A 23,959-nucleotide genomic window follows, 5' to 3' on the forward strand; every position below is an offset into this window, starting at 1 on the left:
GCTCGACTCGAGTGTGCGAACCCAGACTGGCGGTGTGACTGCTCATCCCGGCGCGGTGTTGCATGCGGTTACAGCCGTGCAACCCAGCTACCGAGCATGGACGCGTTGTGTCTTGCCGAGCACGCGCGATCGTGGGGATCCCGAAACCGATCTGTCCCGTCGTGTGCGGAAGAGATCGATGCCCCGAGTCTGCTCGCTCCACCAGTTCCGCCACGCCGCACTGCAAGGTCACCTCGCCGTCGAGACTCGGCCGACGTGATCGCGACCGGGAGAGTTCCCGGTGGGCGGGACGGGCCAGGAGTCGATCTTCCCCGACGGACACAGTTCTCTGAACCGAAGGGCATTTGACTGTTTGGCTCGACCTGCTCACCGGTTTACTTGACCCGTGAGTAGGTCTGACCGCGCGCTGGGTGCGGTCGGCGTCCTGGGGCGTCGGAACGCGGGAGAGTCTGTATGCGAACGACCTTGTGCTGTGCGGACGATTCCCCCGCCGGGCGAAACCGGATCCGGAAGTAACCCTCTTTCCTGAGCGAATGCCGTGAATGGCACGGCTCGCACTTTTTGTCTTCGCGTCACCGTCGAGTGTCGATTCCCGGATCAGCGTCGTGTCCGACGCTGCCCGGATCTTTTCGCTGCGCTGCTGCCGGCGATTCCGTGATTTTGGAGGACTTGTGCTACCTGCTCCTGCGCAGAGACGAAGAGTCTCCGTGGTTCTCGCTCTGTCCCTGATCGCGGGCCTGCTCCCCGCTCTGGTGTCCGCGGCGGCACCGGCGGTCGCCGCGGTGACCGATCTCCGGGTGGCCACCTGGAACATGCGCGGCAGTGTCAGCGGCGTCAACAAGTGGGGGAGCATCATTCCGGGAATGATGCGCGCGCACGGACTGCGCGTGATGGCACTGCAGGAACACTCGGACAACTGGGATAAATCGCTGGAGAACACCGGCGCGAAAGTCACCGACGTCGAAGGCAACGGTGCTGCCGACGACGGTACCGGTGACTTGACCACCTCGGCCGATCCCAAGGATCAGTACGCCGACTCGCCTCGCGGGTGCATGGACGCCTTCGCCTCCGACAAGTACAAGACCAGCGAGTTCGGCAAGACCCGGTACGCGCACCTCAAGATCGAGTTCCCCGCGCCGCGCAGCGACACGTTCCATGTGTACCTGCTGAAGACCAAGAGCAGCGAGCGGACGCTGGCGATGATCTCCGATCAGCCGGCCAGCGCGTGCCGGATCCAGCCCGCCTTGGTGGAGCCGAGGAAACTGGACGAGGACGCCAAGAAGTATCCCGAGCTCAAGACGCGCGGCGATTGGCGGCTGATGTTCGCCGCCAAGCCCCTGTTCGGCTTGAAGTTCGGGGACACCTGGGTCTACAACCTGCACGCGGAGTCCAAGGGCGACAAAGAGAACGACGTGGACAAGCTGGTCGCCCCAGTCTCCACGCGGCTCGGTGAGCGCTACGCCGTCGTCGGGGACTACAACCGGGAAATGGAAACCCTCGTCCTCGGGGATTTCGACGAGAACGGGAATCGTCTCGAACCGGATCTCCCGTTGGATCCTGGTGAGGCCGCGGTCGGCTCGACGAAGAACACCTTCAAGGTGGGCAGGGAACAACGCAGCAAGTACGACTACATGATCGCCAACGGCTTCCCCGCCACCACTCCGCACATGCCGTCTCCCGAGCGGGACAGGCAGGAGTACACCGGATTCCGCCAGAGCTACATCACCTCGACGGACTCGGATCACTACCCGGTCGTGTTCCGCAAGGAGACCGACAAGGCCCTCCGCAAAGCTGGAGAGGACAAGTGTCTCCCGGCACCCGCCTCGAATCTCCGGGCGGCGGCCGACGACTACTCGTGCTCGCTGAGGTCCCCGGCGATCGTGTCCATGGGCGACTCGTACATCTCCGGTGAGGCAGGACGCTGGGCGGGCAACGCGAACACCCCGGAGAAGGACTCGGTCTGGGGGACCGACCGGGGGATGAGCGCCTATGTGGACAACACCGGTTACCAGAGTGGCAACAAATGCGACCGGTCCGATGTCGCCGAGATCAAGGGTGCCGACGTCGCCGGGGTGCCGCCGGAACGACGGTTCAACCTGGCCTGTTCCGGGGCGCTGACCCAGCATGTCCTCGCGGAGACCTTCAAGGGTGAGAAACCGCAGATCCAGCAGCTGGAGAAGGTGGCGGCGGACAACGAGATCAAGCTGATCACCGTCTCGGTCGGCGGCAACGATCTGGGCTTCTCGGACATCGTGACGACCTGCGCGACGAATTATCTCAACCCGGCCACCTCCGCGAGGTGCAACAAGACCCAGCAGGAGAAGCTGGACAAGGGACTGCGGGAGACGCAGCCGAAGATCCACGCCACCCTGCAGAACATCATCGACACGATGGCGGGCCTCGGCTACCAGCGCGATTCCTACCGGCTGGTGCTGCAGTCCTATCCCGCGCCGATGCCGGTGGGCTCCCGGTTCCGCGAGAAGGAAGAGAACTATCAGCGATACACCAGGGACGGCTGCCCGTTCTACAACGACGACGCGACCTGGGCGCACGACAAGGTGATCCCCGCCATCGGCGGGATGCTCCGCGGCGCGGCCTCGTCGGTCGGCGCGGACTTCCTGGATCTGCGGGACGCGTTCGACGGCCACGAACTGTGCGCGGACAGGGCCGCCCAGGCGACGGCCGCGAACAGTGCGGCGAATCCGCAGCCCGCGGAGAAGGCGGAATGGGTGCGCTGGGTACCCGGCATCGACAAGCCGTGGCTGCCGCAGCCGAACTTCCAGGGTGCGGCGCAGGAGGCCATCCACCCGAACGCGTTCGGCCAGCGCGCGCTGAGCGCCTGCCTCACCCAGTTCGCCCGCACACCCAAGGGCAGTTCCCTGAAGTGTGTCGGCACCCCGGGTAAAGGACCGGACAGTGTGCGCCTCGGCTCGATCACCGATCCCGGCCCGACACCGGGACGGCCGATCGACGCCGCGCTCACGCTGGACCACAACGACGTGTACGTGTTCCACGGTCCCGCGTACGCGAAGGTCGAGGGCAGCACCCACATCGACGGCGGTGTCAAGGGCATCTACGAAACCTGGCCCGCCCTCCGGGGCACCAGGTTCGCGAACAAGATCGACGGCGGCTTCGTCATCCCCGGCGAGAACCGGCAGGCATACCTGTTCAGCGGTGACCAGTACCTCGTTCTAGGCCTGGGCGGGGACCGCGGCTCCGACTGGTTGCGCGAGGGCCCGGCGCCCATCGCGGAACGCTGGCCTTCGTTGCGTGGTACCGGTTTCGACACCGGGGTCGACGCCGCGTTCGCCGATGGCCAGTCCCTGGACACCGCCTACCTGATCAAGGGCGACAAGGTGGTGGACGTCCGGTTCGGCGGGTTCCCGCTCCAGACCGTCGCGGGCACCGTCCGTGGCACCGGCGAGATGTGGCACACGCTCAAGCAGGCCGATCCCGCCGGGACGACGTTCCGGAAGAAGGTCGACGCCGCCTTCGGCATCGGGATCCCGGGCGGCTGCCGCCGTCCGGTGCCCACGCAATGGGCGTGTTCGTCCGGGTGGAGCGAATTCGTCATGATCAGCGACGGCAAGCTCGCCCGCTTCGGCAAACACGGATACCAGGCTCAGCCGGGCAGCGAGACCCTGGAATCAGGGCCGAGTTCGGTGTGCGAGACGTGGCAGGTGCTCTGCGGCACGATCTTCGCCCCGAACACCCCCGCCAAGGGAGAGGACGGCAAGACTCCCGGGCAACTGGCCGACGCGCCGGTGAAGGACGGGCAGTCGGGCAAGCTGAAGTCGGCCACGGGACTGCTCGCGACCCCGGGTTCGAGCGCGGGCGCGCCGGTCACCGGGGCGGGCGCGACGACGCTCGCCGGGGACGACAAGAGCTGGGCGTTCCACGACGCGGGCAACGGCAACTGGCTGATCGAAACCCAGGTCACGAACTCGGGCAACCCGGACGGGAAAGACCTGATGCTGGACAGTTCGGCCTCGCACCAGGCGAATCTGGTCGACTACGTGCCGGGCGGCGGCTACCAGGGCTGGATGTTCCGCCCGGCCGGTGCCGGTTGGTACAACCTGATGGACAACACCGACGGGACCTGCCTGACCGCCGGCAACGCGGGAGCGGGACTGGTCGCCGCGGAATGCGACGGCCGCGCCGCGCAGCGGTGGCAGCCCGCTGAGCTGAGCGCCGTCCTGCCGCCGACGAAGCAACCGACCGAATCCCTGGTCTCGAGCGACGGGTTCGCCGTCGATCTCGATTTCGGCGACCGGACACCGGGCACGAAGATCCAGGCCCGCAAGCCCAAGCCCTGGTGGCCGCAGCCCCAGGCGTGGCTCTTGCGGGAGCAGGGTACGGGGAGCTGGGTGATCGAGACCGGCTACGGCGGCTCGAAGGTGCTCGGCAGGGGGCCGGGCGATCAGGCACAACTGGTCGCCTATTCCGAAGGCGCCGCCGGTCAGCGGTGGTCGCTGGCCGACGCCGGCGGAGGCTGGCTGAGCCTGGCCAACGGCGCGGGCGGCTGCCTGACCTCGGCCGCGGTCGGTGAAGCGCTGCGGATCTCGGCATGCACGGGATCGGCCCAGCAGAAATGGCGCCGGGTCCCGGACGCCACGCAGGTCCGGTAACTCCACGCCTGACTACGGACAAGGACTATGCGAATGCGTAACGACAACAAGTCATCACGCGCCGGGTACGCGTGGCTGTCGAGATTCGGGCTGGGGGCCGCGAAAGCCGTCATCGGGACGCTCGCCGGTCTCGGGGCGACCTGGCTCGGCTTGCTGATCGCGGCTACCGGCTCCGGGTTCGACGCCTCGGCGGCCGACCAGCTTCGCCGCGGTGCCGGGGGAGTGTTCACCGCCTTCGGCGCGGGCCTCGGCGCTCCGGTCGACTGGCGGTTCGCGGGCACCGGCTGGGCGGGGCGGATCTGGCCGGTCGAACTGCTGGGCCAGGCCTCGCCGTTGCTGTGGGTGCTGCTCGGCCCCGCGGTGGCTCTGCTGGTCACGGCATTCCTCGCCCGGTGGCGCGGCTGCGGCCTCGCCGGCGTGCTCGGCATCGGCCTCGGCTACGTCGTCACGGTCGGCGGCGGGCTGCTGATCGTCGAGGTCGCGAGGACCGAGGCGAGCCCGGCGTTGCTGGCCCTGAGCACGCCATGGTTGGTGGCGGCGGGGTTCGCGGGAGCGTGGGTACTGGTGATCGCGTCGCTGGGCAAGCTCTGCGCGCTCGCGATCACCCGGATCCCGCAGGCGGGGCCGAGGCACAGGTTCGCCGTGCTCGCGATGGTGATCGCGCTCGTGGCGAGTACGACGGTGGCGGTGGGAGGCAGACCGGCCGGGGCAGGCTACCCGTCCGCGACCGCGGCCACCATCGACCGGTTGCGCCAGGAATCGGGCAGCGACTTCCTGCTGGCCATGGACACCCAGCTCGACGTGCCGTCCCTGATCGGGGTCAACAGTCCCTTGAGGAATGGAACCGGCGGCTGGCTGAACGATCACGCCGCCCTGTTCGGCCTGCCCGACCCGGCCCGGCAGCTCCAGCGGATCCAGGAGGACACCGACCGGCTGGGCCAGAAGCACATCCGCTACCAGCAGACGGTCGACGGCGTCCCGGTGCACAACGCCGTGGTCCTCATGCACCTGAACGCGGGCGGCGAAAGCGTGCGGGCGATCAGCAGCAGTGCCCGGCCCGATCTTACCCCGGTGTCCACCACCCCGGACGTCGGCGCGGACAAGGCGCTCGCGGTCGCCCGCAAGGCCCTGCCCAAGGGCAAGCTGATCGCGCCGATCCAGCTGTTCGTCCGGGGTGAGCGTCCGGCGAAGGACAGGAAGACCGACACCAGGCTGGTGTGGCGGGTGTGGCTGTCCGACCCGTCGAGCAACACCTCGAACGACTACTACGTCGACGCGCACAACGGTCACCTGCGGTGGTCGGACAACAAGTTCGAGACCGGCCGCGACATCAAGGTCCTCGACGACCAGCACCAGGGGACCGACAGCGAGGAGGCGCCGAACCCGGAGACGGTGTGGGCGGGTGGCCATCACGTCGGCCCGAACGACGTGCTCGACGCGGACAAGGCCTACGACTGGACCGGCGCCACCTACACCTACTACCGGGACAAGTTCGGCCGTGACGGGATCGACGGCAAGGGCATGACCATCCTTTCGCACGTCCGCCACGCGGTCGACTGGGTCAACGCGGGGTGGGGCGGGGACGCGATGTACTTTGGCGACAACATGGTGACCCCGGACGTGACGGGGCACGAACTCACGCATGGCGTCATCCAGTACACCGCCAATCTCGACTACCTCGGCTCACCCGGTGCGCTCAACGAAAGCTATGCCGACATCTTCGGCAAGATGGTGCAACGACACGCGACCGGGAAGGTCGTCACCACCGACTGGACGATCGGGGCAGGATCCGCGGCGGGCGTCATCCGGAACATGGCCGATCCGAACAACGGCAACGACGGGAACGACGAAACCAAGTTCTGGCAACCGGATCACATGGACGAGTACGTGTACACCTGCATGGACAACGGAGGTGTGCACTACAACAGCGGGATCGCCAACCGCGCCTACGTCATCATGGCCCAGGCGATCGGCGAGGACAGGGCAGAGCAGATCGCCTTCCGCGCGCTGACCACCTACCTCGTCCCCACCTCGGCGTTCTTCAGCGCCGCGCAGGCCACCGTGCTGGCGGCCCGGGACCTGTACGGGCAGAACACGCCGGAAACCCTGGCGGCACAACAATCCTGGCAACAGGTCGGCGTGCTCGGCCGGGAGCACGAGTACGTGTTCCTGCTGTGCATCTGCTTCATCCCAATCATCATCAGCGACACCGACATGGACCAGTTCCCCGACATCGACGTGCCCGCCGACGACATCCTCGCGGGGGCCGGGCACGTCCGTGACCTGATGCAGCGCAACGCCAGTCCCGCGCTGACGCACTACGGGCGGGTGATCATGGACACCGGGAAAGACATCATGGACATCTTCAACAAGGACAGGGCACTGCGCGATCAATTCATCAGGACGATGACCACCCTGTCGCCGGCCCTCGTGTCCGTGCTGACCGACGAAGGCGACACTGTCGTCGTCACCAAGCAGATGGTCGACCAGAGCAACGCGCTCTTCGACGCCATGGTCGCCTATGGCACCAAGAACGAACGGCCCGACGTCGTGAGGACCGTCACCGAGGAACGCGCCGACGTCACCCCGGCTCTGGTCGGCAAGACCGCGAACCAGGCGATGGACGAACTGGACAAGCACACGCGATAGCCACTCCGTGGACGCGTCGGACGACTGCGCGAAACCCGGCATTACTCGTACGCGTACGAGTAATGCCGGGTCTGTCTCAGGACATCCCGTAGCGTTCGATCATGGTCTCGGCCGACTCCGCCTCCGTCAGCCGATCACCGTCAACGGAGCCCAAACGAACAATCTCGCCGGATACCCATCTCGGTACCGGTGGGGGTCAACCGGTGACGTCGTCGGTTTTCAATCCGCGGGTGGTGACGACCCGGGCGCTGCCGTCGGCGAGGCGGTAGGAGAGTCCGGCGATCGCGGTCTCCCCGGCTTCGATCTTGTCGGCGAGCAGGCGGGAGCGGTCGGCCAGGAGGTCGACGGTGTGGCGGATGTGCTCGTCGATGATGTCGTCGTCACTGGTGAGCCCGGCGGCGCGGGCGGCGAGGACGCTCGGGGTGACCCGTTCGATGACGTCGCGGACGAAGCTGTTGGTGCCCAGCCCTTCGGTCAGCGCAGCGCGGGTCGCGGCGACGGCGCCGCAGGAGTCGTGGCCCAGAACGACGACCAGGGGACATTCGAGGACGCTGACGCCGTACTCGATGCTGCCGAGAACCTCCGAGCCGGCGACGTGGCCGGCGGTGCGGACGACGAACAGGTCGCCCAGTCCGCGGTCGAAGATGATCTCGGCGGCCAGCCGCGAGTCGGAGCAGCCGAAGAGGACGGCGAAGGGACGCTGGCCGGGGGCTGTTTCGGCGCGGCGGGTGGCGTCCTGGTTCGGGTGCTCCGGGGTGCCCGCGATGAATCGGTGGTTACCGGTGAGCAGATGGTCGAAGGCCTCGGAAGGGGTCAGCTGGGACGCGTCGATCATGAGTGCACCCTACAACGTCTAGCCGGACAAATTAGACATGTCGTGGTGCGCGTATCCGACGACCGCTCGGTGCTGTGGTCGGGTGTACCGATCATGGCTGTCGGGTGGTGAGGCGGTGCGCCTTCCGGAGTGCCGGGAAGCTCAAGGCGCGCAGGCGTTCAGGTCGCGAGCGTGGCCAGTGACGATCCGGCAGAGGGTTCCGAGGATGTGGCCGCGCCCGCGGGGTCGCCGGCCAGCAACGCCCCGCCGCCGCTCCGAAGGTCGCCCGTCGCCCGAGATCCCTTGCCATCGTCAGCAAAGATCATCACCGAATGTGCCAGATAGATCACATATGCCACTCTCGCGGACCGGTGGCCTTCGACGGTCAGAGGCGGATGTCATGGCGGGAGGACGCGTGCAGTTTGCGGCGGACTTTGGCGACGTAGTCCTCGACGGTGCGGCGGGAGAGGAACAGCGCCTGGGCGATTTCGCGGTTGGTGTGGCCGCCGGCGAGGAGGCGGGCGACATCTTGTTCACGGGGGGACAGTTCGTCGCCGTAGCCGCGTCTCCCGCGCCGGGACGGCGTGGGGACGCCGGTGCTGCGGAGGCGGTGGCGGCAGCGGGCGGCGTCGACCGTGGCCCCGAGTGATTCGTAGGTCTGGGCGAGCACGTCGAGCACCGTGGCGTCGGGGAGGTCTCCGCCTTCGGCTTGCTCGGCGAGTTGGGCGGCCCGGTAGGGCAGGCCCAGGTCGTGATGCAGGCTGATCGCCTTCCGGAAGAGCCGGTCCGCCTCGCCGCGGTCGTCCGTCACCGCGGCCAGGTTCGCGCGACAGCCGGTCAACGCCGCGGCGGCCAGCGGGGCGTCGACACCTCTCAGGCCGGCGATGGTCTCGGCGATGAGCCGACGCGCGGCGTCGACGCGGTCGACGGCCAGGTAGAAGTCGACGGCCTGGGGCAAGAGGTCGCCCGACCACACCCACGCGCCCTTGCTCCGCAGCATCGCCACGCCGCGTTCCACGTGTTCCTCCGCCTCGGCGACCTTGCCCTGGCTGAGCAGCATGCCCGCCATGCCCCCGGCCGCCGATAGGCCTACCGGGAACACCTGGGTGAGCGGATACGAGCCCGCCGCCGCGAAAGCCCGCTCGGCTCGCACCCATTCGCCGCGTGCGGCCGCCAGCCAGCCTCGCGTCAGGTTCAGGTCGGTGGTCAGCAGCAGGTTCGCGTAGATCCCGGCCAACCGGTCGATCCGCTGTTCCAGGCCAGACCAATGCCCGTCGAGCCAGTCGAGCCGGACGGCGGTGGCCTCAGCGGTACCGATCACGTAGGAAGAGGCGACTCGCTCGGCCAAGGTGATCCCGCTGCGCAGGAACTCCCTCGCTCGCGCGTAATGCCCGATCCACGAGCACGCGTCCGCCACGTTGCAGTGCGCCCGGGCCAGATGATGGATCTCGTCGGGGTCGTGCACTTCGGACGGCGACGGCAGCTGGGCGACGCGCTCCCAGGTACTGGAGTCGCCGATGACGAGCCGCCCGCCGAGTGTCGTGGCCAGCAGGACGGTCCGCGAAGCTTGGGTGGGCAGGTGGTCGGTGATCATTTCCACCCGGCCGAGCGCGGACCGGTGCTCGGCGATGGAGGCCGTCCCCAGGTACGGGCCCGCCATGGCGGCCAGCCCGCGCAGGGTGCGGTGCGGCTGATCGGCGAGCAGGTCGATGGCGCGGGCGAGCTGGTCGGCGCCGCGGTCCACTTCTCCGGTCTCGCGTTGCAGCAGCAGCCCGAACCACAGGCGCACCTCGCCCCGGACCTCCGGGGTGAGCCTGGGGTCCGACAGCAGGTTCTCGACCCGCGCCGTCACCGCACCGCCGGGCAGCCCCATCAAGGCGTAGCCGCACAGCTTGACGGCCAGCCGGTTGGTGTCCTCGACGCCGATCTCCGGATCGGTCAGCACCTCGGACAACAGGTCGACCGCGAGGGTCATGTCCTTGACGTCCTCCGCGGCCTCGGCGGCGAGTTCGGCGTAGCACCACCATTCTCTTTTCCTGCCTGCGGCTTTGGCGTGCGCGGACAGGCGGCGGGCGGGTACCCGGTCAAGGGCCGACAGAGCCGCCAGGGCGCGTTCGTGCAACTCCCGTCGCCGAGGGCCGGGCAGCGACGCGCAGACCGCGCGCCGGGAGACGTTGTCCCGGAAACCGAACCTGTTCGCCGGTTCCTCCACGAGCACCCCGGAGTCCGTCAGCGCGACGAGGTGCTCGACCTCCTGTTCACCCGCCACGGAGCTCAGGACATCGATCGTCTCCGGTACGCCCAGCACCGCGGCGGCCTCGGCGACGGACCGCGCGGCGCCGGGCAGGTTGCCCAGTCGCTCCCTGATCGCGTCCGACACCTGCACCGGTACGTCGACGCCCTCCAGAATCCGCTGTGCGAGGTCACCTTCCGCGCGTACGCCCGCCAGCGGGTCGCGCAAGGCACGGACGGTTTCTTCGATCACGAACGGGATCCCGGCCGTCTCGCGCAGGACGACCTCGGCGAACCGGTTCGAGGTCGCCTCCTCGGCCACGAGTGCGTCGATCATGGCGCGCACCTGCGCCGCGCCGAGGGGCCGCAGGATCAGGTTGACGCCGGTGACCCCGTGCGGGACGTGCGAGGCGTAGCCGAGCGGGGCCACGGTGGGAAGGTCCTCGCGGCGATAGGTCGCCACGATCGACAGGCCCGGCGGCGGGCTCGCCAGCACGAACCGCAGAACCCGGCGGGTCTCCTCGTCCGCCCAGTGCAGGTCTTCGAGCACGAGCACGGTGGCTCCCAGAGAACGGAGAAGTTCTCGCACGGCGCGGAAGATCCGGTGCCGCTCGGCGCCGGCGTCGGCGAGCGCACGGGGCGCGGGAGGCAGGAGCCCGGCGAGTTCGGGCAGGTGATCGCGCAGGGCGCCGGCCACCGGCCCGGGGTCGTCGAGGTACTCACCGCACTGGCTGAGACAGTCGAAAAGCACTCCGTACGGGAACGGCTCGGGCGGTGGCTGGCACACACCCACGACCACGCGCGCTCCACGGGCGCGTGCGGTCGCAACGAATTCGGCGACCAATCTGGTCTTGCCCACCCCCGCCTGTCCCTCCACGAACACGACCGACGGCGCGTGGTCCACCGCGCCGAGCAGGACGGCCAGTTCCTCGTCCCGGCCGACCATCGGCACAGAGCCGGAGCGCGGGAGAAGCGGTCTCTGGCCACCACGACCCATGTTCACTCCTGCCCGTGATCATGCGAAAAGGACTGTCCTAGAGGGTAGGTCGGCCACCGGGGCGGCGTAACCCCGTGAGTACCCGCATTCGGCGCGTACGCACGATTCCGTACGCATACGGGTCTCGACCACGCTTGTTTCCCTGCCTCCCGCGCCGAAAAGTGGATTCCCGAGCGGCCCGCTGTCTCCAGTCCCTGCCGACGGCCGCTCGAACGCATGATGGAGGAATCGATGCAAGAGCGCAGGAAACGCTGGTTTTCGAGCTTGTTCACCGTCGCGGTCGCCGCTGCCGCGGTGGCGTCCACGGCGGGCGAAGCCGTGGCACTGCAGGCGGAAGCCGCCGTCGCGCAGGCCGGCCATCCCTATCCCGGGCAGTACATCGTGACCCTCGGCAACGGCGCCCGCGCCGCGGCCGAGGGCCAGGCCGTGGCGCTCAGCCGGCGCTACGGCGGCGAGGTGACCGACACCTATTCGGTCACCCTGAACGGCTTCGCGGTCCGCAATCTGACCGAGCGGCAAGCGCGACGCCTCGCCGCCGATCCGTCGGTCGAATCGGTCCAGCAGGACGGCACGACCAGGGCGGCGGGCGAGCAGCCGAATCCGCCTTCGTGGGGTCTGGACCAGATCGACCAGCGGACCGCCTCCCTGGACAAGAAGTACACCTTCCCGAACTCGGGTGAGGGGGTGACCGCGTACGTCATCGACTCCGGGGTCAACGCCCAGCACCCCGAGTTCGAAGGCAGGGCGAGCCACGGCTACGACACGCTCGACAACGACACCGACGCGAGCGATTGTTACTGGCACGGCTCGCATGTGGCGGGAACCATCGCGGGCGCGACGGTCGGGGTGGCGAAGAAGGCCAAGGTCGTGGCCGTGCGCTCGCTGGACTGCAAGGGCTCCGGCCCGGACTCGGCCACGGTCAGCGCCATGGAGTGGGTGGCCAAGAACGCCGTGCGGCCCGCCGTGGTGAACATGAGCCTGGGCATGGACGTCGCCGGTGTCGGCGACGATCAGGTCAAAGCCATGGTGGCCAAGGGGATCGTAGTGGCGGTCTCCGCGGGGAACAACGGTCAGGACGCGTGCGGCGTCAGCCCCGCGCGTGTTCCCGAGGCGCTCACCGTCGGCTGGTTCAACAAAGACCGCACCCGCGGCGGGAACTACGGTCGCTGTATCGACCTCTTCGCTCCCGGTGGCAACATCTATTCCAGTGACCACACCGGAAAGTTCCGCACTGGCAGCGGTACGTCCATGGCCTCCCCGCATGTCGCGGGCGCGGCGGCGCTGTATCTGGCCGCGAACGCCGGTGCGACCCCACAGCAGGTCAGTGACGCGCTGGTGCGCAGCGCGAGCCCGGACCTGATCACCAACCCCGGGACGGACTCGCCCAACAAGGTGCTCTACGTCGGAGACATCGGCGGGGGCACGCCGCCCCGATGCGGGGTGAAGAGCAATGACCAGGACGTGGCCATCCCCGACGCGGGCCCGGCCGTGGACACCTCCGTGAGCCAGGACTCCTGCCAGGGCAAAGCATCGGCCGCGTTGGCGGTCCGGGTCGACATCGATCACACCTTCACCGCGGACCTCGACCTCGACCTGATCGGACCGAGCGGGACGGCCTACCCGCTCAAGCGCGCGGGCGGCGTCGGCGAATCCGGCGGTGTGCACCAGAGCTTCACCGTGGACGCGTCACGCGAGGACGCGAACGGCACGTGGCGGCTCTCGGTCCGCGACATCTACCGCTTCGACGCCGGCACGCTCACGGGCTGGTCCATCACGTTCTGACCTAAGTGGACGGACATCCCCGTTCCCTTTTCCTCGAAGGAGAATGATGAGAAAACCACGGTTCGCCGTAGTCCTCGCCGCGGCATTGGCCACGGTGGCGCTGCCGGTCCTGAACACCACCGCCGTCGCCGCGCCGCCCGACAAGGTCAGTGTCGCCGCGACCCCGACCGACCAGCTCCGCACGGGAGACTGGGGAACCCGGATCGTCAACGGGGAACGCACCACCGTGAAGGAGTATCCGTTCGTCATCGCGGGCATGCGTGTCGGGGGCGGCGGTCCGCAGGGACAGTCCTGCACCGCCTCCGTCGTCGGCAAGCGCAAGATACTCACCGCGGCGCACTGCATGGTCGACACCACCGGTGCCAAGAGCTACTTCTACGGTGACGACGACTTGAACACCCCGGGCGACGAAACGTTCCGCACGGCCGTCGCCTCGTTCAAGACCCATCCCGGCTACACCGGCTCCGGTGGCTGGCGAACCGGCTACGACGTCGCGGTGGTCACCACCGTCGACGACATCCCGGTGCCGGAGAGCCAGTGGGCCAAGGTGGCGGGCTCAGGGGACAGCGCGCTCACCCAGCCGGGCAAGTCCGGCACGTCGCTCGGCTACGGCAAGACGTCGTCGGGCGGCGGCTCCGGTGAACTCCGCAAGACCACCATGCCGGTCAACGACCCCGCCGGCTGCCAGGTCTTCGACATCCGGGTCAACGGCGACCTCATGGTGTGCACCGGCTACAACGACGGGCGCACCGCCGACTGCTCGGGTGACAGCGGCGGGCCGTTCATCGTCGACGGCGTCGTCGTCGGCGTCTCGTCGTGGGGCTCCAGCGCCTGCGACCGCTACAGCATCATGGCCCGCCTGACCAACGCGATGGGTGACTGGGCCCGCGCCGAGATCGGCGGGACCCAGCCCGGCGACGGCAAGTTCACGATGGCGTTGTCCCCGTCCTCCGGCAAGGCCGAGCCCGGCAAGCACGTCTCCACCAGCGTCACCACCAAGGCAGGCGATCAAGGGCCGGAGAAGCTGGAACTGAGCGCGTCCGCCCTGCCCGCCGGCACGACCGCCACCTTCCAGCCTTCGTCGAGCGTCAACTCCGGTGACGTCGCCAAGCTGACCTTGCAACCCGCGACGAGCACTCAGTCGGGCGTCTACAAGGTCGTCGTCACCACCACGGGTGCCTCCGGAGCCAAGACCGCCGAGTTCACGCTCACGGTCGGCGACGGCGGCAGCACCACCGGCCCGAAACCGTCCCTGTCGTCGAATTCCGGCACCGTCCCACCCGGTGGCTACGCCAACGCGACGATCACCGTCAACGGGGGCACGGGTCCCGTCCGGCTCAGCGCCACCGGCCTGCCCAACCCGCCGAGTTTCAGCCCGCAGACCGTCAAAGCCGGTGGTACCTCGCGCATGACGATCATGGGCCCGTACCAGCGCGGCACCTACAAGGTGACCATCACCGCGACGGACAGCACCGGCGCCACCGGGACGACGGACTACACCCTCACCGTCCGATGACGTCCGCCCCGGCGGGGCGCTGAGTCTTCGCCGGAACTGTGGAGCCCGTGGTCCCCTGGATGGCCGTGGGCTCCACAGTTTTGAGGCGGTACTCAGGTGCGCGGGATCCGGGGCAGGAGCAGGTACGGCCGCTGCTTCTCGGTGCGGTCGAGACAGGTTCGGGTCGAGTTCGCGGGACGGATGACCTGGCCTTCGTGGCCACCGTCGTGCTCCAGCTCGTCGACGAGGGCAAGCTGGACCTCGACACCCCGGTCGGCCGTTACCTTCCGAGGTTCGGACTGGACCGCCGGATCACCGTCCGGATGCTGCTGCAGCACACCAGTGGCCTGTTCAACTACATCGGCGACACCAGCCCGGACGGCACCACGTTCGAACCCGGCATCCCCATGGTCGGCAAGGAAGGTGTGGCGAACCGCTTCCATCGCTACCAGCCGGACGAACTCGTCCGCCTGTCGCTGGCCAAACCGGCACGGTTCGCCCCTGGCACCCGGTGGAGTTACGCCAACACCAACTATGTGCTGGCGGGGCTCCTCGTCGAGCAGGCGACCGGCACCTCCTACGCCACCCAGGTGCAGCGCCGTATCCTCCAGCCGCTCCGGATGCACGACACCAGCCTTCCCGGCACCCGCACGACCATCCCCGGCGACCACGCCCACGCCTATCAGGCCTACCAGGACAACGGACGGCTGACGACCGTCGACATCACCCGGCAGAGCGCCACCTGGGCGTGGGCCGCCGGTGAGATCGTCACGACCACGAAGGATCTCGACCGTTTCATCACCGCGCTGACCGGCGGCAAGCTGCTGCCCCCGAAGCTCTACGCGGAAATGGGCCGGATGCGGGAGACAGACAGCGCCAGCACGCAGTACGGTCTCGGACTCGCCCGGTACGAACTGGGGTCCGGCTGCGTCGCGGTCGGCCACGTCGGCGAGATCCCCGGCTACAAGACCTACTTGCTCAGCACCCCGGATGGCAGCCGGCGCCTGGAGATATCCGCGACCCAGGGACAGTTCGACTATCAGGACACGGCGGGGCAGCGGAAGGTCGCGGAGGCCGAGGGCAAGCTCGTCGTCACCGCCCTCTGCCGCTGAGCCGTCGGCGCTGACGCGCCCCCATGCCACACCGGCGGCCACGTTCGGTCACCAGCAAGTCGGTGTCGAACACGACGGCCAGTCTTCAGAGCGGCCGGCGGTGTCGCGGCCGTGGTGTTCGACGGTGGCGGCGTAGGTTCCGGGGGCGAGGTCGATGGGGATGCCGCCGCCGGTGGATTCGCGTGCCGCCCGGAGCCCTGGCGGGGCTTTCCGGCGAGTGCGCGCTCTTAACGGGGGAGTGGGTCTTCGCACGCCGTCCACCACGCGGTGGCATCCGGTCCGCGGGCGTGACCAATGGTAGGAATGCCTGGTGACCGAACCGAATCTGATCGAAGCCGCCGCCGACGAGGCAGTCACCCTCACCAGTGAACTGATCCGCATCGACACCACCAACACCGGTGACCCCGACACGCTGGTCGGTGAACGCGCCGCCGCCGAGTACGTCGCCGAGAAACTCACCGACGCGGGCTACGAGATCACCTATGTCGAGTCCGGCGGCAAGGAGCGCCACAACGTGATCGTCCGGCTGCCGGGCGCCGACCCGTCGCGTGGCGCGCTGCTGATCCACGGTCACCTCGACGCCGTGCCCGCCGACGCCTCGGAGTGGTCGGTCCACCCGTTCTCCGGCGCGATCCAGGACGACTACGTCTGGGGCCGCGGCGCCGTGGACATGAAGGACATGTGCGGCATGGCGCTCGCACTGGCCCGCCACTACAAGATCAACAACATCGTCCCGCCGCGCGACCTGGTCTTCGCGTTCCTCGCCGACGAAGAGGCGGGCGGCAAGTACGGCGCGCAGTGGCTGGTGGAGAACCGGCCTGAGCTGTTCGAGGGCGTCACCGAGGCGATCAGCGAGGTCGGCGGCTTCTCGATCACGCTGAAGGACAACGTCCGCGCGTACCTCATCGAGACGGCCGAAAAGGGCATCCGCTGGATGAAGCTGCGCGTACGCGGCACCGCCGGCCACGGCTCGATGATCCACCGCGACAACGCCGTCACCAAGCTGTCCGAGGCCGTCGCCCGGCTCGGCAACCACCGCTTCCCGCTGGTCATGACCGACTCCGTCCGCGAGTTCCTGGACGGCGTCACCGAGATCACCGGCTGGGACTTCCCCGAGGACGACATCGAGGGTTCCGTCGCCAAGCTCGGCAACATCTCCCGGATGATCGGCGCGACCCTGCGTGACACGGCGAATCCGACGATGCTCACCGCGGGTTACAAGTCGAACGTCATCCCGTCGGTCGCGGAGGCTTCGGTCGACTGCCGGATCCTTCCCGGCCGTCTCGAAGCCTTCAACGCCGAGCTGGAGGAGATCCTCGGCCCGGACATCGAGAAGGAGTGGATGGAGCTCCCGCCGGTCGAGACAACCTTCGACGGTGCCCTCGTCGACGCGATGACCAACGCGGTCCTCGCCGAAGACCCGGGTGCCCGCACTCTCCCGTACATGCTCTCCGGTGGCACGGACGCGAAGTCGTTCCAGTCGCTCGGGATCCGCAATTTCGGGTTCGCCCCGTTGCAGCTGCCCGCGGACCTCGACTTCTCCGCGCTGTTCCATGGAGTCGACGAGCGCGTCCCGGTCGACGCGCTGAAGTTCGGCGTGCGCGTTCTCGACCGCTTCCTCCGTTCGGCCTGATGCCCGGTCTGCTGGCCGCCGACGGGACACCCCTGCACTTCGAGCGCTGGGGTGATCCGTCGGCGCCGGTGACCGTCGTGCTCCTTCACGGCTACGCCCTCGACAGGCGAAGCTGGCGCGCCATCGGGCCGGTGCTGGCCGACGCCGCGGAGGAGCCCCTCGCGGTCCTGGCCTACGACCAGCGCGGACACGGCGAGTCCGGGGAGGTGCGGGCCGCGTCGGCGACCATGGGCCATCTCGCCGACGACCTGGCCGAGGTACTGGACAAGGTGATCCCCGACGGCAAGATCGTCCTGGTCGGCCATGACATGGGCGGGCTCGCGATCCTGTCTCTCGCCCAGCGCCACTCGGACGTCTTCGAGGCCAGGGTGGCGGGAATCGGGCTGCTCGCCATGTCGGCGGGCGGCGTCACCCCGGACGCGATCTGGCCGAACGCGCTCGGGAAGCTCGGCCGGGACCTCGAAATGGTGTTCGGGACGAAGCTGATCGGCCTCGTCCGCGAGCACACGAGCAAGGCGGTGACCGCCGGGCTGCGGTGGTGGCTCTTCGGGGACGACCCGGTCCCCGGCGACGTCGAACTGGCGGTGCGGATGATCCGCGGCAACTGGCCGCAGACGGTGTCCGCGTTCCGTCCCGCCCTGGACGCCTACACGCGCGAATCGGCGTTGTCGCAGGTCGGGGCGGTGCCCGTGACGGCGATCGTGGGGGAGCGGGACAAACTCGTCCCCACGGCGGACGTCGAGGAGCTGGCGAGCGCGGTGGAGAACGGGACGTCCGTCGTGCTACCCGGTGTCGGGCATGTCATCCCGCTGGAAGCGGCTCCGCAGGTCGTACCCCGGCTCCTCGCGCTGGCGAACGGAGCTCGCCGACAAGACTGACGTTCTTGACAAGTTCTGTTTTCGGTGGGACCTTTCTGCCATGTTCTCCGTAGCGGTGATCGAGGACGCGGAAGCGGCCGAAGTCTCACTCGACCCGGTCCGGGCCCGGCTGCTGGCCGAACTGGCCGAACCGGCGTCGGCCACGATGCTGGCCGCGCGGGTGGACCTGCCTAGGCAGAAGGTGAACTACCACCTGCGCGCGCTGGAGAAGCACGGGCTCGTCGAACTCGTCGAAGAACGGCGCAAGGGCAACGTCACCGAGCGCATGATGCGCGCGACGGCGTCCTCGTACGTCATCTCGCCGACGGCGCTTTCGGCCGTACAGCCCGATCCGGCCGAGTCCCCGGACCGTCTTTCCGCCCGGTGGCTGCTCGCGGTCGCGGGCAGGCTGGTGCGCGACGTCGGCCTGCTGATCACCGGCTCCACCAAGGCACGCAAGCGAGTCGCGACGTTCGCGATCGACGGCGAAGTGCGCTTCTCCTCCGCCGCGGACAGGGCCGCGTTCGCCGAAGAACTCACCGTCGCGATCACGAACCTGGTGAGCAAGTACCACGACGAGGGCGCCGAACAGGGCCGCGACCACCGGATCGTCGTCGCCGTCCACCCGAGCGTCAAAACCGAGCCCGAGGAGCGCTGAATGGGCCACGAATTCGAAATCGCCGACCGGGTCGAGGTCGACGCGACGCCGGAACAGGTCTGGGACGCCATCGCGACCGGGCCGGGGATCACGTCCTGGTTCATGGGGCGCAACGAGGTCGACGGCGGCGTCGGCGGCACCGTGAAGACCGCGTTCGGCGGTTACGAGCCCACGTCGGCGATCACGTCCTGGGACCCGCTGGAGCGGCTCGTCTACGGCACGGAACCGGCACCGGACGGGCGGTTCGTCGCCTACGAGTTCCTCATCGAGGGCCGATCCGGCGGCAGTACCGTACTGCGCACCGTCACGAGCGGTTTCCTTCCCGGCGACGACTGGGAAGACGAGTTCGAGGCGATGACCGCCGGCGGCGAGCTGTTCTTCCGCACCCTGGTCGAGTACCTCAATCGGTTCGCCGGCCGGAAGGCGGCGCCGGTGACGGTGTTCGGTCCGATGATCGAGGACTGGGACCGCGCGTGGCTGGCACTGGGACGGGAACTGGGCCTGGCCGGACGGCCGGAGACGGGGGACCGGGTCCGCTTGTCCACCAGCGGCGTGTCCACTGTGGATGGCGAGGTCTACTTCGCGAACGCGCACACGGTCGGGATCCGGACCCCGGACGCGCTCCTGCGGTTCGTCCGCGGCTTCGTCGGGCCGATGGTCGCGATGCATCACCTGTTCGGCGACGTCGACGCCGCGAAACAGGACGCGCTCTGGGCCGACTGGCTCGGCCGCGTGTTCAGGTGATGATGCCGGGCAGGGGTGTGGCGGAGCGCTTGCGGCGCAACCACACCCTCCTGGTGCCGTCGGAGTAGAGCCGGACGGTCGAGAGCTCCCAGCCGGCGAACTCGGCGTGGATCGACAGCTGCGTCGCCGCCGCCCGCCGGGAAACACCGGGAGGCAGTTGCAGCCGCCGGTATTCCCAATCCCCTTCGACCACCGCCTCGTCCACAACTGTCATGGCGTGATCACCTGGATCCCTTCTCCGATGGCCGAGCCGACGACCACACGGCCGCCCTGCTCGTCGACGGTGACCGAATCTGGCTGCCGCACGGTGGGGAACCGGTGCTTCTCGATCGGCTCCCCGCCGCGGACGTCGAAGCCGACGACCTCGTTGCGTTCGGTGAGGGTGACCCAGGCGAGGCCACGGGTGCGGTCGTAGGCGATGCCGTACGCCCCGCCGGGGACGGGGTAGCGCTGGCGAAGCAGCAACGGCGTCGTGGAGAACGCCAGCAGCGCTCCCGCCCGCGCGTCGGTGACGAAGACGCGGCCGAGATCGTCGGTGACGGCGTTGGCGGCGCCGTCACCGGCTCGCAGCCCCTCGCCGATCTTGCCTTCGGTGACGTCGACGGCGAACAAGGCTGTGCGCAGCTTGTCGAGCACGACCACGCCGTCACCGGTGTTCAGCACGTCGTCGGCGCTGTAGATCTGGCCGGTGATGGTCCTCGGGCCCGCGTTCTTGGACAGGACCTCGACGACCTTGCGGTCCCGGACCGACACCAGCGTCGCGTCGCCGTCGGCGAGACCGGCCGACGGCTGCCCCGCGACCGGGACCGTCTCCAGCGAGCCACCGGGCAGGGAGACCTTCGCCAGCAGGCTCTTGCCGGGAACGCTCGCGAGCACCTGCGAACCCGACACCGTGAGCCGCTCCGCCGGGCCGGGCAGGGCCACGGTCGCCTTCGGGGCATCCAGTGCCGCGAGGTCGTAGATGCGCAGGGAAGGCGGCTCCGAGACGGCGACGACCAGGGTCTTGGTCGCCTCGTCCATCACCAGCGCCTTCACACCGGGCGCGGCGAAAACCGAACCCGCGGGCTTGACCGCGACAGCGGGGGAGACCGCCGCGGTCACCGCGACGGGGTTCTGCACGATCTGCAGGGTGTCGTTCGGGGTGTCGTCCGAACTGCAGGACGACAGCACCAGGACACCGGCGAGCGGGATCGCGATCCGGGAAACGGCGGACAGCCGACCCACCTTGGTGCCTCCACCTGCTATTCGTCGAACGGACCTGTCCAGCATCCTCCAGGAACCCCACCGCGTCACGTCTGTGTCACCCAACAGTCACCTAATCCAGTATTCGAGAGGCTCAGAGGCCGCGTTCCGGGTACCCGACCTCGATCGCGCTGACGTCGTCGAGCGCAGACCGGATGGCAGGCGGAAGCGTGATTTCCTCGGCCGTGAGCGAACCGGTCAGCTGACCCGTGTCACGGGCCCCGACCACGGGCGCGACCACTCCGGGCCGGTCGCGGACCCAGGCCAGCGCGACGGCGAGCGGCGAGGTCCCGAGGCCGTCGGCGGCCGTCGCGACGGCCTGCACGATCCGGGCCGCGCGATCGGTCCGGTGATGTTCGACATAGCCCGCGAAAACGCTCGAAGCGCCGCGCGAATCGGCGGGCGTCCCGGTGCGGTACTTGCCGGTGAGAACGCCTCGGCCGAGCGGCGCCCAGGGCAGGATCCCGATGCCATGGTGTTCCGCGGCCGGGACGACCTCGCGGTCGACCCCGCGCTCCAGCAGCGAGTACTCGACCTGTGTCGAGACCAGGGGAGCGACGGCGGAACTGCGGGACGCGGCGGTCGCCAGCTGCCAGCCGGAGTAGTTGGAGACGCCGACGTAGCGGGCCTTCCCGCTGGTCACGGCGTACTCGAGGGCGGCGAGTGTTTCGTGGACCGGCACCGTGTTGTCCCAGGCGTGCAGCTGCCACAGGTCGATGTGGTCGGTGCCGAGCCGGCGAAGCGAACCTTCGAGGGCGCTCAGCAGGGCGCCGCGCGAGGCGCCGCCGCCGAACGGGCCGTCGGTGCGGCGGGCGACGGCTTTGGTGGCGAGCACGATGTCTTCGCGGGGGACGAGGTCGCCGAGCAGCCCGCCCAGGACGCGTTCGCTCTCGCCTTCACCGTAGATGTCGGCGGTGTCGACCAGGGTGCCCCCGGCGTCGACGAACGCGACCAGCTGGCTGGCCGCCTCCTCCGAGTCGGTGTCGCCGCCCCACGTCATGGTCCCGAGGGCCATCCGCGAGACCCGCAGTCCCGACCGGCCGAGCTGTCGCTTTTCCACGACGGGCGAGCCTAGCCGGAAGGCCGGTGCGGGACGCGGAGCAGGTGAGCGTGTCGTGATCGAGTACCACCGGGCGGGTCATCGGCTGTCAACACCCTGAACGGAGGAGGGACACCCGGATGGATACATTCACGCCGTGCGACTCGGACTGAACTTGGGCTATTGGGGCGCGGGAAACGACGCGGCCAACCTGGCATTGGCGAAGAAGGCGGACGAACTGGACTACGCGGTCGTCTGGGCCGCGGAAGCGTACGGCTCGGACGCGCCGACGGTGTTGTCGTGGGTGGCGGCGCAGACGTCACGGATCGACGTCGGCAGCGCGGTGCTCCAGATCCCCGCGCGGACCCCGGCGATGACCGCGATGACCGCCGCGACCCTGGACACGCTTTCGGGAGGCCGCTTCCGCCTCGGCCTCGGCGTCTCCGGCCCGCAGGTCTCCGAGGGCTGGCACGGCGTGAAGTTCGCGTCGCCGCTCGGCCGCACGCGTGAGTACGTCGAGATCGTCCGTAAGGCGCTCGGCCGTCACCGGGTCAAGTACGAGGGCGAGCACTTCCAGCTGCCCCTGCCCGGCGGACCCGGCAAGGCGCTGACCCTGACCGTGCATCCGGTCCGCGAAGAGATCCCTGTGTACCTGGCCGCCATCGGCCCGAAGAACCTGGAACTGACCGGCGAGATCGCGAACGGCTGGCTGCCGGTGTTCTTCTCGCCCGAACACGCCGGCGAGCAGCTGAAGCTGATCCAGGCGGGGGCGGACAAGGCCGAGCGCTCCCTCGACGGCTTCGACGTCGTCCCGACCGTCCCGCTCGTGGTCGGTGACGACTGGAAGGCCTGCGCCGACGCGGTCCGCGGGTACGCGGCGCTGTACATCGGCGGCATGGGCAGCCGTGAGAAGAACTTCTACAACCAGCTCGCCTGCCGGATGGGCTTCGAAAGCGAAGCGGCCGACGTCCAGCAGAAGTACCTGGGCCGGGACTACGAGGGCGCGATGGCGGCCGTCCCGCTGGAGTTCATCGACGCGACGTCGCTGTTGGGACCGAAGGAACGCATCGCCGAGCGGATGCGGGCCTTCGCCGAAGCCGGCGTCACGACGTTGACCGTCGCGCCCTCGATGCCCGACCCCGAGAGCTCCGCACACGCTCTCGAGGTCGCGGCCGAGGCGATCGAACTGGCCGGTGCCGCCTGATGGGTTGGTTCGAAGCACTGGTCCTCGGCCTTGTCCAGGGCCTCACCGAGTTCCTGCCGATCTCCTCCAGCGCGCACCTGCGGATCACCGCCGCGCTCGCCGGCTGGGACGACCCGGGCGCCGCGTTCACCGCGGTCACCCAGATCGGCACCGAACTCGCGGTCATCCTGTACTTCTCGAGCAAGATCGGGAAGATCCTTCGCGCCTGGTTCTTCTCGATCTACAAGAAGGACTGGCGCCACGACCCCGACGCCCGGCTGGGCTGGCTGATCATCGTCGGCTCGCTGCCGATCGTGGTGCTGGGCCTGCTGCTGCAGGACGCCATCGACGAGAGCTTCCGCGACCTGCGGATCACCGCGACCACGCTGATCGTGTTCGGCCTGATCCTGCTGCTGGCCGACCGCATCGGGAAGCAGCAGCGCACGCTCGACCACCTGACCGTCCCGCACGGTCTCGGCTTCGGGTTCGCGCAGGCGCTGGCGCTGATCCCGGGTGTCTCCCGGTCCGGTGGCACCACCAGCGCCGGGCTGCTGCTCGGCTACACCCGCGCCGAGGCCGCGGAGTACTCGTTCCTGCTGGCGCTCCCGGCGGTGTTCGGCTCGGGTCTGTACAAGCTGACCGACATCGGCAAGGACGGCGCTCCGGCGCAGTGGGGGCCGACCATCCTGGCGACGCTGGTCGCGTTCGGCGTCGGTTACGCCGTCATCGCCTGGCTGATGTCCTACATCAAGACCAAGAGCTTCGTGCCGTTCGTGATCTACCGGCTCGTGCTCGGCGTGCTGCTGTTCGTGCTGATCTTCGCCGGTGTCCTGGACCCCGGCGCGGGCCCGCACATGTGACGGGTGGTTCTACCGAGGGGTAAGGCAAGTGTGG

The 23,959-nt window shown here is 68.9% G+C and carries 17 protein-coding genes; 11 read left to right on the forward strand and 6 right to left on the reverse strand.

The features are described from left to right. Nucleotides 1-707 precede the first annotated feature (707 nt). Together AB0N89_RS07230 and AB0N89_RS07235 are read left to right on the forward strand one after the other, a co-directional pair. Nucleotides 708-4,628, forward strand: a complete 3,921-nt coding sequence (locus tag AB0N89_RS07230; RefSeq protein WP_364201105.1) for a hypothetical protein — start codon at nucleotides 708-710, stop codon at nucleotides 4,626-4,628. A gap of 33 nt (nucleotides 4,629-4,661) precedes the next feature. Further along, nucleotides 4,662-7,277, forward strand: a complete 2,616-nt coding sequence (locus AB0N89_RS07235; RefSeq protein WP_364201107.1) for a M4 family metallopeptidase — start codon at nucleotides 4,662-4,664, stop codon at nucleotides 7,275-7,277. A 196-nt stretch (nucleotides 7,278-7,473) separates the two neighbouring features. Here the strand turns inward: AB0N89_RS07235 and AB0N89_RS07240 are convergent, their stop codons facing one another. From AB0N89_RS07240 to AB0N89_RS07250, 3 genes are all read right to left on the reverse strand, one after another. After that, nucleotides 7,474-8,112: a carbonic anhydrase gene (locus AB0N89_RS07240; RefSeq protein WP_364201109.1), complete on the reverse strand. Its 639-nt coding sequence runs from the start codon at nucleotides 8,110-8,112 to the stop codon at nucleotides 7,474-7,476. A 158-nt stretch (nucleotides 8,113-8,270) separates the two neighbouring features. Further along, on the reverse strand, nucleotides 8,271-8,441 hold the full coding sequence (locus AB0N89_RS07245) for a hypothetical protein (protein ID WP_364201111.1): 171 nt from the start codon (nucleotides 8,439-8,441) through the stop codon (nucleotides 8,271-8,273). Between the two features lie 35 nt (nucleotides 8,442-8,476). Next, entirely contained in the window at nucleotides 8,477-11,320 is a 2,844-nt protein-coding gene (locus AB0N89_RS07250; protein WP_364201113.1) for an AAA family ATPase, read from the reverse strand. A 231-nt stretch (nucleotides 11,321-11,551) separates the two neighbouring features. On the opposite strand from AB0N89_RS07250, the gene AB0N89_RS07255 reads away from it, so the two are divergent. The 7 genes from AB0N89_RS07255 (at nucleotide 11,552) to AB0N89_RS07285 (ending at nucleotide 19,601) form a co-directional block, all read left to right on the forward strand. Further along, entirely contained in the window at nucleotides 11,552-13,102 is a 1,551-nt protein-coding gene (locus tag AB0N89_RS07255; protein ID WP_364201115.1) for a S8 family serine peptidase, read from the forward strand. A 46-nt stretch (nucleotides 13,103-13,148) separates the two neighbouring features. Then, nucleotides 13,149-14,618, forward strand: a complete 1,470-nt coding sequence (locus AB0N89_RS07260) for a trypsin-like serine protease (protein WP_364201117.1) — start codon at nucleotides 13,149-13,151, stop codon at nucleotides 14,616-14,618. 194 nt (nucleotides 14,619-14,812) lie between these two features. After that, nucleotides 14,813-15,709, forward strand: a complete 897-nt coding sequence (locus AB0N89_RS07265) for a serine hydrolase domain-containing protein (RefSeq protein WP_364201119.1) — start codon at nucleotides 14,813-14,815, stop codon at nucleotides 15,707-15,709. Nucleotides 15,710-16,019: 310 nt separating this feature from the next. Beyond that, nucleotides 16,020-17,342, forward strand: coding sequence for a M20/M25/M40 family metallo-hydrolase (locus AB0N89_RS07270; protein ID WP_364201121.1), 1,323 nt, complete (start codon nucleotides 16,020-16,022; stop codon nucleotides 17,340-17,342). After that, the gene (locus AB0N89_RS07275; RefSeq protein ID WP_364201123.1) at nucleotides 17,342-18,220 is read left to right on the forward strand and encodes an alpha/beta hydrolase; all 879 of its coding nucleotides are present in this window, start codon (nucleotides 17,342-17,344) and stop codon (nucleotides 18,218-18,220) included. Before AB0N89_RS07270 ends, AB0N89_RS07275 begins: the two co-directional genes overlap by 1 nt. Nucleotides 18,221-18,260: 40 nt before the next feature. Then, nucleotides 18,261-18,857 carry a helix-turn-helix domain-containing protein gene (locus AB0N89_RS07280; protein WP_364201124.1) on the forward strand — a complete coding sequence of 199 codons (597 nt, stop codon included), beginning with the start codon at nucleotides 18,261-18,263 and terminating at the stop codon, nucleotides 18,855-18,857. Beyond that, nucleotides 18,858-19,601 (forward strand): SRPBCC domain-containing protein, encoded by a 744-nt coding sequence (locus tag AB0N89_RS07285; RefSeq protein ID WP_364201126.1) that lies wholly within the window; start codon nucleotides 18,858-18,860, stop codon nucleotides 19,599-19,601. It abuts the gene before it with no gap. On the opposite strand, the gene AB0N89_RS07290 is transcribed toward AB0N89_RS07285, so the two are convergent. From AB0N89_RS07290 to AB0N89_RS07300, 3 genes are all read right to left on the reverse strand, one after another. Then, nucleotides 19,594-19,815: a DUF5703 family protein gene (locus tag AB0N89_RS07290; RefSeq protein WP_364201128.1), complete on the reverse strand. Its 222-nt coding sequence runs from the start codon at nucleotides 19,813-19,815 to the stop codon at nucleotides 19,594-19,596. The two genes, AB0N89_RS07285 and AB0N89_RS07290, sit on opposite strands and share 8 nt — an antisense overlap. Continuing rightward, entirely contained in the window at nucleotides 19,812-20,825 is a 1,014-nt protein-coding gene (locus AB0N89_RS07295; protein ID WP_364201130.1) for a hypothetical protein, read from the reverse strand. Before AB0N89_RS07295 ends, AB0N89_RS07290 begins: the two co-directional genes overlap by 4 nt. A gap of 112 nt (nucleotides 20,826-20,937) precedes the next feature. Continuing rightward, the gene (locus AB0N89_RS07300; protein WP_364201132.1) at nucleotides 20,938-21,903 is read right to left on the reverse strand and encodes an aldo/keto reductase; all 966 of its coding nucleotides are present in this window, start codon (nucleotides 21,901-21,903) and stop codon (nucleotides 20,938-20,940) included. A 136-nt stretch (nucleotides 21,904-22,039) separates the two neighbouring features. Here AB0N89_RS07300 and AB0N89_RS07305 point away from each other — a divergent pair, with 136 nt between their 5' ends. Further along, the gene (locus AB0N89_RS07305) at nucleotides 22,040-23,086 is read left to right on the forward strand and encodes an LLM class F420-dependent oxidoreductase (protein ID WP_364201134.1); all 1,047 of its coding nucleotides are present in this window, start codon (nucleotides 22,040-22,042) and stop codon (nucleotides 23,084-23,086) included. After that, nucleotides 23,086-23,925, forward strand: a complete 840-nt coding sequence (locus AB0N89_RS07310; RefSeq protein WP_364201136.1) for an undecaprenyl-diphosphate phosphatase — start codon at nucleotides 23,086-23,088, stop codon at nucleotides 23,923-23,925. Before AB0N89_RS07305 ends, AB0N89_RS07310 begins: the two co-directional genes overlap by 1 nt. Nucleotides 23,926-23,959 lie beyond the last annotated feature (34 nt).

The organism is Amycolatopsis sp. NPDC089917 (assembly GCF_040684635.1).
Taxonomy (GTDB): Bacteria; Actinomycetota; Actinomycetes; order Mycobacteriales; family Pseudonocardiaceae; genus Amycolatopsis.